Annotated in this window: 16 protein-coding genes and 1 pseudogene; all 17 read left to right on the top strand. The window is 31.3% G+C overall.

Going from position 1 to position 16,574, the window contains the following annotated elements; translation table 11 throughout:
• The first annotated feature begins 342 nt into the window (after nt 1-342).
• The 17 genes and pseudogenes from G6R40_RS06440 to G6R40_RS06355 all read left to right on the top strand — a co-directional run bounded on the left by G6R40_RS06440 (nt 343) and on the right by G6R40_RS06355 (nt 16,207).
• Nucleotides 343-1,854 carry a hypothetical protein gene (locus G6R40_RS06440; RefSeq protein ID WP_165133193.1) on the top strand — a complete coding sequence of 504 codons (1,512 nt, stop codon included), beginning with the start codon at nt 343-345 and terminating at the stop codon, nt 1,852-1,854.
• Nucleotides 1,855-1,882: 28 nt separating this feature from the next.
• Entirely contained in the window at nt 1,883-3,016 is a 1,134-nt protein-coding gene (locus G6R40_RS06435) for a hypothetical protein (RefSeq protein ID WP_165133190.1), read from the top strand.
• 19 nt (nt 3,017-3,035) lie between these two features.
• Nucleotides 3,036-3,476, top strand: coding sequence for a helix-turn-helix domain-containing protein (locus G6R40_RS06430; RefSeq protein ID WP_165133187.1), 441 nt, complete (start codon nt 3,036-3,038; stop codon nt 3,474-3,476).
• Between the two features lie 128 nt (nt 3,477-3,604).
• The gene (locus G6R40_RS06425) at nt 3,605-3,769 is read left to right on the top strand and encodes a hypothetical protein (RefSeq protein ID WP_165133185.1); all 165 of its coding nucleotides are present in this window, start codon (nt 3,605-3,607) and stop codon (nt 3,767-3,769) included.
• Nucleotides 3,770-3,778: 9 nt separating this feature from the next.
• Complete coding sequence (locus tag G6R40_RS06420) at nt 3,779-4,102, top strand: helix-turn-helix domain-containing protein (RefSeq protein WP_165133183.1); 324 nt, start codon at nt 3,779-3,781, stop codon at nt 4,100-4,102.
• 40 nt (nt 4,103-4,142) lie between these two features.
• Nucleotides 4,143-4,991: an RteC domain-containing protein gene (locus tag G6R40_RS06415; RefSeq protein WP_165133181.1), complete on the top strand. Its 849-nt coding sequence runs from the start codon at nt 4,143-4,145 to the stop codon at nt 4,989-4,991.
• 116 nt (nt 4,992-5,107) lie between these two features.
• Complete coding sequence (locus G6R40_RS06410; RefSeq protein WP_165133179.1) at nt 5,108-5,365, top strand: helix-turn-helix domain-containing protein; 258 nt, start codon at nt 5,108-5,110, stop codon at nt 5,363-5,365.
• A gap of 6 nt (nt 5,366-5,371) precedes the next feature.
• On the top strand, nt 5,372-6,211 hold the full coding sequence (locus tag G6R40_RS06405) for a transcriptional regulator (RefSeq protein ID WP_165133177.1): 840 nt from the start codon (nt 5,372-5,374) through the stop codon (nt 6,209-6,211).
• Nucleotides 6,174-6,815: an AAA family ATPase gene (locus G6R40_RS06400; protein ID WP_165133176.1), complete on the top strand. Its 642-nt coding sequence runs from the start codon at nt 6,174-6,176 to the stop codon at nt 6,813-6,815. The genes G6R40_RS06405 and G6R40_RS06400 overlap by 38 nt, the downstream gene beginning before the upstream one ends.
• A gap of 261 nt (nt 6,816-7,076) precedes the next feature.
• The gene (locus tag G6R40_RS06395; protein ID WP_165133174.1) at nt 7,077-7,673 is read left to right on the top strand and encodes a DUF6088 family protein; all 597 of its coding nucleotides are present in this window, start codon (nt 7,077-7,079) and stop codon (nt 7,671-7,673) included.
• A 5-nt stretch (nt 7,674-7,678) separates the two neighbouring features.
• Nucleotides 7,679-8,692, top strand: coding sequence for a nucleotidyl transferase AbiEii/AbiGii toxin family protein (locus G6R40_RS06390; RefSeq protein WP_165133172.1), 1,014 nt, complete (start codon nt 7,679-7,681; stop codon nt 8,690-8,692).
• Between the two features lie 22 nt (nt 8,693-8,714).
• The gene (locus G6R40_RS06385) at nt 8,715-9,653 is read left to right on the top strand and encodes a phospholipase D family protein (protein WP_165133170.1); all 939 of its coding nucleotides are present in this window, start codon (nt 8,715-8,717) and stop codon (nt 9,651-9,653) included.
• Nucleotides 9,654-9,788: 135 nt separating this feature from the next.
• A complete protein-coding gene (locus G6R40_RS06380) occupies nt 9,789-10,289 on the top strand; it encodes a hypothetical protein (protein ID WP_165133167.1) in 501 nt (166 codons plus the stop codon).
• A gap of 88 nt (nt 10,290-10,377) precedes the next feature.
• Nucleotides 10,378-12,060 (top strand): PIN domain-containing protein, encoded by a 1,683-nt coding sequence (locus G6R40_RS06375; protein ID WP_165133164.1) that lies wholly within the window; start codon nt 10,378-10,380, stop codon nt 12,058-12,060.
• A 265-nt stretch (nt 12,061-12,325) separates the two neighbouring features.
• Nucleotides 12,326-13,171, top strand: a complete 846-nt coding sequence (locus tag G6R40_RS06370) for a hypothetical protein (protein ID WP_228455935.1) — start codon at nt 12,326-12,328, stop codon at nt 13,169-13,171.
• A 7-nt stretch (nt 13,172-13,178) separates the two neighbouring features.
• Nucleotides 13,179-14,756, top strand: a pseudogene (locus G6R40_RS06365) (VPA1262 family N-terminal domain-containing protein).
• A complete protein-coding gene (locus tag G6R40_RS06355) occupies nt 14,738-16,207 on the top strand; it encodes a hypothetical protein (RefSeq protein WP_165133152.1) in 1,470 nt (489 codons plus the stop codon). Before G6R40_RS06365 ends, G6R40_RS06355 begins: the two are co-directional and overlap by 19 nt.
• The last annotated feature ends 367 nt before the right edge of the window (nt 16,208-16,574 follow it).

The following is a 16,574-nucleotide window of genomic DNA, read 5'->3' as shown; positions in this document are numbered from 1 at the left end:
GGTTATTTTAATGCAATTATTTTTTATTGCGTTGCAAAAATATAAAAACAAAGGGTAAAAACTAGTCATTTCAAAAACATCAATCATCGAATATTTTGTTCTAAACAAAAACAATAAAAACACATCTATAAATAGCTGTTTATCATGCATATAATAATCGGCAATAATCAATAAAAAAACTAACAAAATTCTGTAATTGTGCTACACAAAAACCCATGTACAAAAACTTTTCAATGTATTTTCGCACAGACTTATTTCAAAAATAAGTGAAGCTTTTGTTCGCAAAACAATACCGTTTTACAAATAGTACAATAACATATAATTGTATAATAAATTAACAAAATGAAAAATAAGTACATTCTTCTAGGCTGTTTGGTTGTATCCACAACTGCATTTAGTCAGGTAGGTATTAATACCGAAACACCACAAGCTACACTTGATGTAACTGGAAAAGCAACCACTGTTACTGCTGCAGATGGTATTATTGCTCCACGTATTACAGGCGACCAACTACGTGCAAAAAATGCAGTCTATACTCAGGCACAAAACGGAACATTAATTTATGTTACCGAAGCCGATACAGCACCAGCAACAAAAACCATTAACGTTACTTCACCGGGGTATTACTATTACGACCAACCAACCGCTACAGCCGGAGTTTGGAGGGCTGTATCTAGTAACGATTGGAAGCTTACCGGTAACACAGGTACTAACCCAGCAAATAATTTTGTAGGAACTACTGACGAACAGCCTTTGGTTTTCAGAGTCAACAACTCAGAAAAACTACGCATTACACCTGCCGGAAGATTAGATTTTTCTAATCCGTCTGCCTTAGCCAATGTTTTGGTTGAAGGTGGTAATGAAACCATGACCGGAACCAGAAACACCGCTTTGGGGCAAGCCGCATTAGTAGCCAATACAACAGGTTCCTACAATTTAGCGTTGGGTACCCAATCTATGCCTGCAAACACAGAAGGTTCTTGGAATACAGCAGTCGGAAACTTTAGTTTGAATAAAATAGTTTCTGGTCTACGTAATACAGCTGTTGGTAATTACAGTATGGAAGCCATTACAACGGGTAGTAACAATACGGCAATAGGTAACGGAAGTTTAATTCTTAATACAACAGGTATCGCAAATACTGCAATAGGTAATGCAGCACTGTCTAATGCTACAACCGGGAGTCGAAACATAGCGTTAGGACACTATTCCGGTTCTGCGAATCCAAACCCAGGTGTCATGAGTCAGGGGATTACAACAGAGTCATATTCCATCAATATTGGTGATCATACCGGAATACCAAACACGCTGGTAGGACAAGACAATACGATGAACATCGGGAACTTGATTTTTGGTAGAGCATTAACCAGCCAAAATCCTAATGCTCCGGCAGGTTTTATCGGTGTAGGCGTTAATAATCCGGAACATCGCTTGCACGTAAATGCTCCTGATAGTAGTTCAGACCCGGTTCGCATTCAAGGTTTAAGAGCTGGTACAGCCACCGACAAAATGGTAGTAGCCGATGCAACAGGTGTACTAAAAACTGTTGACAGACAAGCGGTAGCTAATGTAAATGCGATAGCCAAAGTAACAGCAGCACATACCGTTACTGCAACCGATTATACCATTTTGGCAAATGCAACAACGGCTGGTTTCGCGATTACGTTACCAAACCCAACACTGGCAACCAATACAGGGCGTATCTTGGTTATTCGTAAAATAGACGAAACAGCAAATGCGGTAACATTTAGCCGTGCAATCAAAGTTTCTGAGACTACCAGTATCACTTCACTTAATGTGAATAGTACCCTTCGCATACAGTCCGACGGTACAGCATGGTATTTAATCGACTAAAATAAGCTTAATAAAAAATTTAAAAAAAATGAAAAACAGATATATAATATCAGCAACGATTCTCGGATTTATTATTCTTGGGTTGAATGCAAACGCACAGGTTACATCTCAGAAAATAGGTACTAACCCAACCACTAAGAATGCAGGTGCGGTATTAGAAGTTGAGGCTACAGACAAAGGGGTTTTGCTACCACGTGTAGCCCTTACAGGCACAACAGACACCACCACTGTTCCCAATAGAGTAAATGCCCTTACGGTGTTCAACACCGCAACAGTTACCGGTGCTAATGCGGTAACACCCGGTTATTATTACTGGAATACGACAAGTAACCGATGGGTAGCGGTTACTACAGAAGCTTCGAACGACTGGAAATTAGGTGGTAATGCAGGTACAAACCCTGCAACTCATTTTATTGGAACAACAGATAATCAACCTTTGGTTTTCAAAGTAAACAATAAGGAACACCTTCGTATTACACCTACAGGAAGATTTATAATTCCGTTCACTAGCTTTAGTAATTTCAACGTTTTTATTAATGGAGGTAATGAAACAACTACAGGAGTAAACAACGTGGTTGTTGGTGGAGGGCTAACTTTAAACACAACAGGGTCTTTTAATTCAGTATATGGGAATAATGCTTTAATGAATAATCAAACAGGAAATAATAATACGGCTATAGGAAGTAATTCGATGCAAAATAATGAATCTGGAAGATTCAATACAGGACTAGGATCAGGGAGTTTAAGTAATAATATTTCTGGACAATATAATTTAGCGATAGGATATCATGCAGGAAATAAAAGTCATACAGATAACCATGGTGTAACAACACAAAATAGGACTATTTCTATAGGTTATTTCACAGCATTAACACAAGCTATGGCTGAAGAAGACTACACCATGAACATTGGTAATTTTATTTTTGGTAGAGAAGTTCGTTCCGTTAACCCAAATACTCCTATAGGTTTTTTAGGTATAGGAGTTAATTATCCTCAAGAAAAATTAGAGGTTGCTGGTGCTGTAAAAATTTCCTCTACCAACACAGCCGGTACTGTAACCGAAGGAGGTTCTTGTACCAAACCGGGAACAATGGTGTACCATGATGCTTCCCAAAGTTTTTATGGTTGTGCCGGTACTACTTGGAAAAAGTTGCATAATTAGTAATGGCATAAAAAAAACAATGATTTTCAAAGACATCCATATTGGACAAATGATGAAAACCAAAGTTACAGAAAGCGGGATAGAAATATCCCGTATTTGTAATTTTCTAAAATGTTCAGAAGAACATATTTCTGAAATGTATGAAAGTAAAAGTCTTGATACGGAACTGCTTCTAAAATGGAGCAAACTTCTTGATTATGATTTTTTCAGGGTTTATACACAGCATCTTATTTTATATGCCCCGCCTTCGGCACGTACAGAAAATGATAAAATAAAATCTAAAAAATCTGCATTGCCTCAATTTCGTAAAAATATTTATACCAAAGAAATCATAGATTTTATTCTGGAACGGATGGAGAATGGAGAAATGACCAAAAATCAAGTGATCGAACAATACGGTATTCCCAAAACTACTCTTTACAAATGGATAGACAAATACAAAAACTTCAAAAATACCTAAAAGAATATCTGGGAAAAACAGTAGAAGATATCCATAGAAAACTGGGAAAACCTCTGCAATTTTCTGATAGCAATATTTTGTTCTATTCTCTTTCTAGGAAAATAATATGAAAAGATGAGATTGCTTTTATGATAGAAAACGAAAAAGTAACAGATATTACAATTACGGAATATGTTTTTGGTTTTGCAGTGAGAAATATTTTCTATCAAAACAATGACAACAACCGCGGGTATCTGGTATCCAATCTTATAACCAAAATAAAAAACCATTTCCCCGAAAAAGATTCAAATTAAATAATCATAATGAAAAATATAAATATTGATTACAAACGGATATTTGCTGACATTCTTGAATATAAATTTCCACAAAAAATAGAAGATTGCCTTCCGTTGTTGCAAAAAGGTAATCTTACATCAATAGACATTATCAAAATTAATAAACAAATCTTTGGGGTTGATAAAGAAACCGAATTATACAGCCAAAAACATCGCTCTTATGGCAAGTCTGATATTTTGAAGATATTAGATTATCAGAAAAAACACAAACTTAATAATAGCCAGTTAGCGATTCATTTTAGTCTGAGTAGAAATACGGTGGCAAAGTGGAAGAAGATGTTTGTTGTGTAATATGAGGAGGCGAAAAGCCTCCTTTTTTAATAAAGTAAAAATGATAAACCGTACAAATACATTATTGCAAAATCTTATCGAACAGCTCCATTTTATAGATTTGGAAACCGACAATATGGTGTATAAAAGTGAGAAGGCATTAGAAATTTGTATAGAATCCATAGGTAAACTAAAAAAGCTTGTTTCAAAATACAATTTCAGATCGCAGCAGGAAGAAATTTCGTTTTTTAAAGAGGTCAAACCACAATTTACCTCCAAAAGAATATACTATAACACCATTTATAAAATTGAAACTAAAAAACCGTACGGAGGACTACGTATTGTAAAAAAATATTATAACAATGAGTTGACAAAGCTTAAGCGTTTTTTTGATAATAATTTGGATTTCTACAAATATTACAGAACAGGAAGCACCTATCTGGACTACAAATATTTTTTGCGGGGAACATTTGATATTAAGCAGAGTTTAGACAGTTTCTATTTCGAAGCCGATTTGGATTTTTGTACTTCTCACGATTTTAAAGTGGCAAAGATTCTCGCAAACGATCTTATTCAGGTATACTTGGAAGACCAGCTGTTCAATCTGGATAGAAAAGAAAACAGAAGTCAGTCAGAAGTTCTGCCAAAATCAGCAGTTTATTGGACGGGAACAAAAGTTTCTTTGATAGAATTATTGTATGCATTAAATGCTGCCGGAGTCTTTAATCACGGACAATTAGAACTCAATGCAACAGTAGATTTGTTTGAGAAAATGTTTAATATAGATCTTGGACAATACCACAGAAGTTTCCTCGAATTGCGCGAAAGAAAAAATGCAAGAACAAAATTTCTGGATTTACTGAAAGAAGTCCTTACCAGAAAAATGGATGATGTGGACGAAACGCCATAAACAATAGATTTTATACTTTTTTCAACCAAAATCTTTCAGAACTTCTGTAAACCTTCTGAAAAAGTTCCATTCAAAACACACAATTTTGAAACCATAATCTTTAATATAAAAAAATTATGGCAGTAAGCATTATTACCAAAGAAGACCTTCAGGAATTCAAAGATGAATTATTGGAAGAGATTAAAAATCTGTTTCACATCAAAACTTCGGAGCAGAAATTATGGCTTCGTTCCTCAGAAGTCAAAGAACTTTTGAAAATTTCCTCTGGAACATTACAAAACCTTCGTGTAAATGGCACACTTCGTTATTCCAGAGTTGGAGGCACATTGTATTACAACTATCAAGACATAGAAAAAATGTTGAATCAAAAATAGCTTGTTATGAACTATATTCGACATCTTACAGGTTTTTATGACAAGATCCAACTGGACGAACGCCTGAATCCGACACATATCAGTTTGTATCTTGCATTGTTTCAGTTTTGGAATCTAAATCATTTTCAGAACCCTATCAGCATTTCCCGAAACGAAATGATGAGGTTAAGCAAAATATCAGCATTTGGGACTTATCACAAATGCATCAAAGAATTACAGAATTTTGGTTATATCGAATACATTCCCTCTTTCAATCCATACAAAGGCAGCTTGGTAAATCTCTACAACTTTGAAAATTCAGATGTTAAGAATTTGAATAAGAAGCATAACAAAAAACAAACAACCTCCGAACAAGCATTAGACCAGCACCATATCAAAAACGATACATCTAATAGACAAGCATTAATACCTTCTATAAACAATACAAACATATCAAACAATAAAACTATTGTAACCCCACCCGAAAGTAATTCATTATTTGAACAAGGTTTTGTCATTCCTAATGAAGAAGAGCAGCCCAATGAAGAGTCTCTATCAACAAACAACCATCAACCGACAACTAATTTCTGCCCGCCACACATTCCCGAAATCCAAATGTATTTCGCAGAAAAAGAAGCATCATTAGAAGAAGCTGAAAAATTTTTCAATCATTACGAGAGTAACGGTTGGCTGGTAGGCGGAAAATCCAAAATGAAAAACTGGCAGGCAGCCGCAAGAAACTGGCTCTTGAATTCCAAAAAATTTAGTTCTTCATCTGTCATTCAGAGCGTAGAGAAGAATCTCACCACAACAAAAAATACCAATCTCAATGCAACTACCGGAAAAAGCTATCGAGAGCCGTTATGATTATAACAAAATCATTCCTTGGTTCCGAAAGAAAGCATCAAAATTTATCGGCAAAGAATATGTTATTTCAGAATCCGAAAAAGGAATTATTTTCGCCTTGATTGCCTGGATGTTGAAAGATGATTTGGTAGCAAAAGAAATGAACTTTGACCTCAACAAAGGAATTTTATTATCTGGTCCTATCGGATGCGGAAAAACAACACTATTCAAAATCTTGAGATACTGCAATTTCCCTGCAGCAAAATACGGGATTGTATCAACCCGTCATATTGTTTCAGAATTTATGCGGGAAGGCTACGAAATATTAGAAAAATACTCAAACGGAATTCCGTATAATAATCAGCAAAAACCAAGATATCTTTGCTTTGACGATTTAGGAACAGAAACCTCATCCAAATATTTCGGCAACGACTGTAACGTTATGGCAGAGATTCTTTTAACTCGCTACGATTTATTCAAAGAAAAAGACTTGATAACACACCTTACAACAAACTTGTCTGCGGGAGAGATAGAATCCCAATACGGCAATCGTTTGCGTTCAAGAATGCGTGAAATGTTTAATTTGTTTGGGTATGAAGAATCTTCAGATGATAAAAGAAAATGAACGGAGCTTCTTCGGAGTTACAACGGAGTTTATACGATCATATTTCATTTGCGATATGCTACAAAATGTGTAGCATATCGCAAATGTTTTGTCCCAATTATAGTAAATTTTTGGGACAGAATAAACCTGAATTTGGTTAATAAACCAATTAGGTTTATTATTGAAATTTAAGTTTATCAAGAAAATATTATTTTCATTAAACAATAAAATACTGTCCCAAATTTTCACTAAATTTGGGACAAATAATAAGTATTTTTAATAATGCAATCTATTCATAGTCAGCTAGAAGATAAGATATTAAATTTAAAAAAAGGAGCGATAATTTTTGTTTCAGATTTTGCGGAGTTTGGTACTGCCGAAAACGTGAAAAAGGTATTGCTACGTTTAGAAAAAAAACAACTTCTAGTAAGATTAGCACACGGCATATACCTCTATCCCAAAATTGATAAAGAATTAGGGATATTGTATCCATCTACAGAAAGTATAGCCGAAGCAATTGCGAAAAGAGATAAAATACGGATTATTCCTACAGGCATTTATGCTTTACAGCAATTGGGAATATCTACTCAAATCCCTATGAATGTAATTTATCTTACAGACGGTGCTCCCCGTAAAATCAAAGTGGGGAAAAGAACAATTACTTTTAAGAAAACAGCTCCTAAGAATTTGGCAATAAAAAATAAAGTCCTGTCCAATATTGTACAGGGTTTGAAGGAATTAGGAAAAGAGAATATTACGGACGAAGTTAAACCAAAAATCAATCAGGCATTGGAGAAAGTTCCGGTAGAAATTTTAAAAGAAGAAATTTTAAATGCTCCGGTTTGGGTGCGAAATGAAGTTTTATCCTTAAATAATTAAAGCAAATGAATGAGTGGTTAAAACTATCGAAAAAGAGAAGGATAGAAATTTTAGAGCAGGTTAACAATCGTTTAGGCTTGCCGGTTCAAGCTGTGGAAAAAGATTGGTGGGTAACAATGGTACTCAAAGCGGTTTTTTCATCAAGATTTGCAGAACATTTCGTATTCAAAGGTGGGACATCCTTGAGTAAAGCATATCATTTAATTGACAGGTTTTCCGAAGATATTGATTTAGCTATTGACCGGAAATTTTTAGGATTCGATGGCGAATTATCAAAGACACAAATCAAAAAATTAAGAAAGGCATCTGGGAAATTTATCATAACAGATTTTTTTAATGAATTAAAAATTCAGTTGAAAGAACTTGGAATTCCGGATGAAGAATATGAATTGGTAACCAATAATGAAATTGATGATACCAGCGATCCGCACACTATAGAATTACAATACCAGTCTATTGTAGAGCAGGGAGACTATTTGCCACAGAGAGTTTTGATAGAAATTGGCTCTCGTTCCTTAATGGAACCCGCAGAATCCAGACCAATTGAATCTATTATTGGAAGTGTGTTCCCGGAACAGAAGTTCGCAATAAAACCATTTGATGTTTCGGTAGTTATACCTACAAGAACATTTTTGGAAAAAATACTTCTTCTGCACGAAGAATTTTTGAAGCCCAAAGATAAGATTCGCCATTTGAGAATGACCAGGCATTTATATGATTTGGAAAGGCTGATGGATCATCCGTATGGTAAAGAAGCTTTAGAAAATAAAGAGTTATTTGAAACCATTGTAGAGCATCGAAAGAAATATACACCACTAAGAGGAATCTCTTATGATTTACATACACCTAAAACATTGAATATTATTCCGCCGGATGAAGTTATTTCACTTTGGGAACAAGACTACAAAACAATGCAGGAAAATATGTTTTACGGAGAATCTTTGGATTTTGAAGAATTGATGAAGCGGATTAAAAAATTGAATGAAAAACTAAAAACTGTGGATTACGGAAAACCGTAAGATATAAAACCAAAAGAATAATATGGCTGAATTTCTCAACAAAGAAAAATTATTGGAATGGATTCCTAAAATAATTGAAACGTCAGAAAAAGAATTAATTATCATAAGTCCTTATATAAAAATTTCAGATAAAATATTTAACCTTCTAAAACAAGCAGAGAAAAGGAGCGTAGAAATCACTTTGATTTATAAAGAAGGAGAATTATCAAAGAAAGAACGTGAAAAATTTGATGAGATTGAAAATTTAAACTTATTATTTCATTCAAATTTACACAGTAAGTGTCTTTATAACGAGAAATATCTATTGGTAACTTCTATGAATCTTTATGAGTATTCGCAAAAGCACAACAGAGAGATGGGTGTTTTATTTCGAAGAACAGATGACGAAGCAAACGGTTGGAATGATTATAAAAAAGGGAAAGATGATGACAGTATTTTTCAAGATGCAATTGAAGAAATTGGAAGTATTTTAAGTAGCTCTGATTTTGAAAAAGAAAGTTTTAAGACAAAAACAAATAAATTTGATATATCTATTATTAAATCTAATAAAGATTTTGCTTTTGATAGATGTGATTTGTTAAATACATTTTCAAAGAATAAAAAATTCATTGTTTTTCAAGATGGAGAAGAATGGTTATGCCGATGCGATGATTTCGTTGATAATGTTCATCTAATTATTGAAAACAATAGAATTTCAATAGAACTTAATTTTGATGAAAGTAGGACTTTAAATATTTATGAGCGATTAAAAACAAATAGTTATCAATATGATTATCGAATTATAGATTGTTTTAGAATGTTTTGGACATCACATAAATTCTCCCCAAAATTGTATTCTTACACTAAACACAAAATTTGGGATTTTGACCAAAATAGTAAAGAATTTTTGGAAGGATATTTCAAAGGATTAAATGAATTCTTTAAACTCCTAAAACCTGAAATCGCAAAGACAAAAAAATAATTGATAATGAAGATAATGACTTTTAAAGAAGTAGATGAAAAAATTTCTCATTATGAGGTTGAGCTCAAAAAATGTACTGATGAAATTGCACAAACTGAATTATTTTAAAAAAATGATAATGATGATGTAAAGAATTTGGCAAAAGCTCATAAACTCAAAGTTGAGTTTTTTTGTTTTGTAACGACCAGTTATATAGATTGGCTCTGTGTTTATAGAAACCTTCAGAGATCTAAATCTGAATGGGAAAATTATTATAACATTAAAATTGCATATTTGATTGCTTACGAGACAATTAATACCTATTATAAATTTAAAGGAGAAATCTATAAGACAGTAAAAAAGGATTATGAAGAGTTTTTTCATACTTTCTTTGATATGCTAAACAGAGAATTGGCAGATTTCAAGGATGAATTTGATTACGACAAAATAATGCCTAAAATTAGAAATAAATCTGTAGCGCATTATGATAGAAATTTTTTAGAATATTATTCAAATTTTTCTTTGATAGAAGAATACAGCCATAAAGATATTATCAGAAGTTTTTTATACTTTCTAAATCCACTCCACTATTTTACCTATGCTTTAATGAATGATGAAATTGATCAATTCTTGTATATAAATAGTTGGCTATCTTAATGAACACAACTTTTCCTTAGCAAATAACATTATCAAAATTATGATAATACTTATATTCTGTAAATTATATAAAAAATAATGATTCCATATGAAGTATGTATTAATTGATACTTGTTCTCTTAGACATTTGATAGACCATAATTCGTATAGCAAATATATTACACACTTAAAGAACTTAATTGATCAAGGAGAAATAAGTCTTTTGGTGCATAATAATATAATTGAAGAATGGGAACGACATAAAATTAAATGGAGAAAAGATATTGAACGGAAATTAAATTTTATAAACAAAAATCCTTCAAATTCTGAAAACCTTCCGGTTCTTTTTAATAATCCAAGACAACATTTAGAAGAACAGCTTTCTTCAATTGATAAGATATTAGAAAATGGAATAAAAATTAACACTCCTGAAGGAATAAAAAATGAAAGTTTTGAGAGGCTAAAACAAAGACAGGCTCCTTTTCATAACAAAACAAAAAGTATAAACGACTGGGAAATAATAGGAAGTGCAGCAATTTATTGTACAAACTATAATATTCCAAGCTTATTCTTCATATCTTTTAATCATACTGATTTTGGGCACGAAAGCGGAGAAGATAAAAAATTGCATTCTTCTTTAAGTAATAGGTTCAAGGAAGTAAATATTATTTACATAAAAAATATTGCTGATTTTTTTAATGAAATAAATTCATATAATTTTCAGAGACAGCAAATCTTATCTTATAAGATTTTACCCAATTCAAAATTTAGTTTTGAATCCAGTTTGTCAAATAATGTATTAGATGCATTGGATAGAATATTTAATGATACGTATAAAGAGTTAGGTTATATTCCATTAAATATATTGAGAAATTTATATCCATTCTCCACGTCAAAAAAATCAAAAGTTTATTCTGATTTATTCCGGCTTTCAAACGTTAATGCTGAATTAGTTCATTTTTTCAAAAATGTAAAAATACAGAAGAATGGTAAAATTATTTTTAAAGAACCGGTGGAAGTTAAAGGAATCAGAGATTATGAAAAGAAAACACGTGAATCTTTAAGGAATTTAAGAAGAAACATAATCTACTACTTAGATGAGCATACATCACGAGAAGAGGTAGAAATTGAATATCATTCCAATATAAAATGTGATTGCTATAAATGCAATTATGAAAAATTTAATTTTTATAAAGCTTTAGAAAATCTCGAAAAATGTAAATCTATTGATAACAGAGAAAGGCTCAAAATGGCCTATTATCATTATAAGCTTGGAAATCTTTCTTCTGCTATTTGTTTATATAAAGAAATATTGCCTTCTGCCATTCAAAATAAAGAATTTTTCATTTATCTCATTGCTAATTACAATTTGAAAAATATAGCACCACTTCTAAAAAATATTTTTAGAAATTATTCTTTAAATGAAAAACTTTCAGATGAGCTGAATGAAATAGATTTATATGAAATAGCTTTACAGGTAAAAGGACATATTGATTATAATTTTGCTGAATTTTTAGTAGATGAATCTTATTTCAATTGGGCATTTCAAAAAATCACAGAGCTTTCAAATAGTATTATAGAACACTATAATATGCAGTTAAGAGGAGGTTGGAGTTCCAATAGCAAAATATGGTCTCTAATTAACGAATTTGCCAAACTTCAACAATTCATAAAAGAGAATTATATTATTTGTGATGAATATGACCATTTCACTAAACTTTTTGATTCAACATTGGAAGGTATATTAGCGTCATATGCATTAGAACCAGATCAGGGGAGGAAGAATTTGTAGTATAGATAATTATTGGATCAGTAATATAATTTTCCATTCAAAAAAAGATTCAATAAAACAACATATTAAGCGATATAAAATTAATAATCTGAAGTTATCTGAAAATCAAGATGGGCAAAAGCATATACTTCAAATCGCCACTAATTTATTTAGACATAATAATCAAGGAGAAATTACTCGGAAAACTGATGAAAATAATGATTTTTTACACAGAGAACTGAATACTTATTTTGATAATATTATGACTCTATGTTCTTTTTTGGATTTGGATTCTGCTACAATAAATAAACTAGCTATCAAGGCTTTGAATCTTATAAAAAAAGAGAATATATTGGCTTGGCATAACATTGAATCAATATTATTTTTCATTCAGAGGAAAAGAAGATTAGTATTTCATAAAGTACTATTAGATTACTTTAATTATTTTGTTACAAGTAAAAAATGGCATTCCGTTTCTTATTTGGAACAGCTGATAGATTGTTTTAAGAAAGATTCTCTGATAGAAATTTCAGATACACAATTTTATTTACTGTTGAATATGGCTTTAAATAAATGTAATCATTGTGGTAATAATCACGGAGTAGATGCCCTAGTTTCTTTATATGAAAAGACAAATAAACAAAAGAAAAATATTATAAAAAATGAAATTATTAATTCTTTAAAACAAAAATTTTCCTTTGAAGTTTTTTATCTAGCAACCTTGCTTGACATTATCGATTTTGATAATAAAATTTTACAAGAACATCTTGATAATTTCCAGCCTCCTCTTGAAAATTATAGGTCATTTAAGGCTGCATTTGGTGGGCAAGAAGATCCGGTTTTACCACATTTAAATGAATTACTCAATTTAGCATTCAAATTTGAGATGGAAATCGGAGAAAGTACCATAAAAAAATTGAAACAAATTAATGGGTATTATAAATGGCTTTTAGGAATGGAGGTGTTTGATTATACAGAATTTGATCCAAATTGGATTACACTTTATAAAACACGCTTTTTTTTCAAGCAAATGAGTAAATCAAAAAAGTTGCACGAATATTTGAAGGATTATCTTAAGAAAACATCGAACAGCAAAATAGCATCAGTGTTTTTCAAGATAGGTTATAATTAATTTTTTTATGGAAGAATGGGATTCATTATTGAAAAAAGGTATTATGGGTTTTTATCAATGCTGTGAAGTTACAGAGATTTTTCTTTTCAATAAGAAAAGCAAGAGAATATATAATCTGTTCACGCTATTAGTTTTAGAAGAAAAACCTTATAGCGAAATAAATGAAAAATTATTGGGAGAACGAATAAAAGTAAACGAAGATAGTTTTATTGGAATTAAAAGGTTTTGGCTGACACTAGATGAAACAGAAGCTAAGCTTAAAAATTTGAAAAACAAAAATTGCTGGACTTCTATAGAATCCAATTACAATGCTTCGGAGCTGAAATATATTTCCAAACAATTTATTACAGCTAATGAAGGAATTAGATTAAATCATATTCTAAAAAATAATTATCATAATGGTTCATACATAATTGAATTTTTTGATGAGAATAAAAATTCCTTAGATGATTTATTGAATATTGAAAAACTAAAGAAGTTTAATACAATATGTGAAGATATAAAGAAGGTTGTTCCGATTGATTTATCAGTAGCAAGAGATAGAATAGGCAATTTTATTTTTCAATTTCCCGTAACAATATTGGAAATAGACTCTACAGCACTTTCTTCTTGGGACGGAATTGATTTAAAATTCACTTGGCATAATCAGCTTGAGGAATTGCCGGATTGTCTGATACAGGCAGAATCTGAATTTGATAGGAATTATTTGGCATCAGTTATTGAGAATTATAATAAAATGGATACTCAAATACTAAAAGTAGGTAATTTAGACGGAATGAATCATATAAAAATATGGAGAAAAGAACCTAGTTTATTACTGTACTCATCCATAGGTACATATTTTCGTGATTTTAGGCTTCAAATGAATATTGTAAATCCTGAACCACGAATTTTTGAAATTAAAGGAAATCCTCAGCAAGTTGAAGTTGTAAGTTCAGATAGTCAGACTTCAAAAGAAAAATCACAAAGCTATACCACTCAGATAGCTAATAATCTTTATGATAGTGAAAAACGCAGATTGGAAGAAACCCTTTCTTTCAAACAATATATTGAAATAGATTCAGATAAAGCTTTGGAAGATATCAGAAAGCTGATTAAGCAAAATGATGAAAATGGAGTATTCCTATAGGATCCGTATTTAACAGCTGAAGATATACTAAAAACGCTGTATTTTTCATCCACAGCAGGTGTTGAGCTCAAAGCTATAGGTTCTTTTGACAGAAAAGTAAAAAAAGTTTATATAAATGAATTTGATGAAGATGATATTACATCGGTAAATGACTATATCCAAAAGAATAAGTTGGCTCTTGATAATACTAACCACAATAATTACGGATTAAATCTTGAATTTAGAATTCAGCACACTAAATTTGGCTGGGATTTTCACGATAGATTTTTGATATTTCCGAGCAGCAAAACAAGAAAAGCTAAAGTTTATTCTTTAGGTACTTCTCTGAATTCTTATGGCAAGAGTCATCATATATTGCAGGAAGTTTCTCATCCGCAACCTGTTGTTGATGCTTTCAACGATTTATGGGAAAAGTTAAACCATCAAGACTGTATAGTATGGAAATATCCGAAATAATAACAAAAGCTTTTTTATATAAAAATCCATCAATTTACAAGGAATTAGATGTGATTATCTCTGAATTAGGTAGATTTTCAATAGATGAAATTTTGGAACAAGGAAATCAAGAAATATCTAAAATTGACAGAGATATCCGAAACAGCGTTAATAATGCCTTATATTACCAAGAAAGTGAAGAAGAAAATATAAAAAAAGTAGCTAACTTAATATATACGGCTCGTCGTTATTTTGAAAAAGGAATTTTAGATGCAGATGTAAAATCCATACTATTATTTTTAAGCATTAATTGTTATCTACAAATTAATATAGATAAATTTATTGAAAATGGAGATTTCAATATACACTCCATTTGTGAGAAAATTAAGGAACTTCTTACTAAAGCTATATTAGATATTAAAGCTTTGCCCGAAGCTCCAATTAATGAAAAAATGAAATTTTCGGCTTATACGGAGGGATACTCTCAAAATAATATAGAAAAAGTATACAATCTTATTGAAGCTATTGAAAGAGGTAGTAATAGAGGATTTCATTTTAATTACTTATTAGAAAATTTAATCAAGTTTTTATATGAAATCAATTTTCCAATCTTTATCGAAATCTTATCCAAGCAACAAAATATAAGTAATATTATTTTCTATTTACAAAGTTTCAATTTTGATGAATTAATAAAAATATCTAATGAATCGTCCTTTTTCAATAAATGGATAAATTTTGAAATTGTTCGGCAATTAACGAAGAAAGAAAATAAAAGATCTGTCATTTCAGATGAAGAAATAAGAATTGTTAAAGATGTTTTGATTAGGATAAACAACGATAATTTTGATTTTTTTAAACAGAGTATTAAGTACTTTAGTAGAAGTAAATTGTATAATTCAGCTTTGGGAATTTCTTTAACTGAAACTGAAGACGATAAAATAACAGCAATAATTTCTGAATGCTTTGTATTTGATAAGTATAGTAATAATCTGGAAAATAGAGATTTTCTGAAAGACCAATTCAGTAATTATGCAAATGATGAAAAAGCAAAAACATTCTTCACATCAATATTTAACCAATATGAAAGGTTTTTGAAAGAATTATATCAGGATGAAAAATTTTATTTAAATAATATTTTATTGACAGACTATGCAAATTATATACTTCATTATTATGTCTCTTATGTTGATGAAGAACTGATAGTCAATAAATTAAAAAATCTTTTAGATAATATAATTTTCATTGATTCTGAATGGGCTATTTCAGAATCACAACAGATAACCAAATTCCATTTATATAACTCTGAAATACATATTCTTACATACGAATATAAAAATAAAAATCTGAATATTCAAGAAATTACTACCTTATATAATGAGCTTTTAAATAACAAAATACTACTTAAAAGATATGCTTCTGAAGAAACAATTGAGTTTTTGAAAACCGGTTATTTGAATATTAACTATAAGTAAAAGTATCACCGCTTTTCCGCAGCAAGTAACATAATCAAAGTTATACGCACGGCAGCTACGAAACGTTGCCCTCCACTCCGCAAAGCTCCGCTCCGTGCAAATGCCATTTGGTGCCTATAACTTGGGATTATGTTAAATGCTTTCCTTGCAACGGGCAAAGCCCTTTTGCTCCCACGCCTTGCCAACGCTTTTTCCCACCCACCCATCTTCATAGGATGCACAAAAAAGATGCACACGTTTGGTCTTTTGCCAATCGTTACAGTAGCTATATAGCGGAACTATTTTTGGGAGAAAAATAAAAATAGTTCCGCTATACAGCCACTTTCACTCACGCACATAGCAGTATTCCTATCGTCATACAGCTATC

It is taken from the genome of Chryseobacterium sp. POL2, from assembly GCF_011058315.1.
In the GTDB taxonomy this organism is placed as follows: Bacteria; Bacteroidota; Bacteroidia; order Flavobacteriales; family Weeksellaceae; genus Soonwooa.
This window is presented reverse-complemented; position numbering and strand designations above follow the sequence as displayed.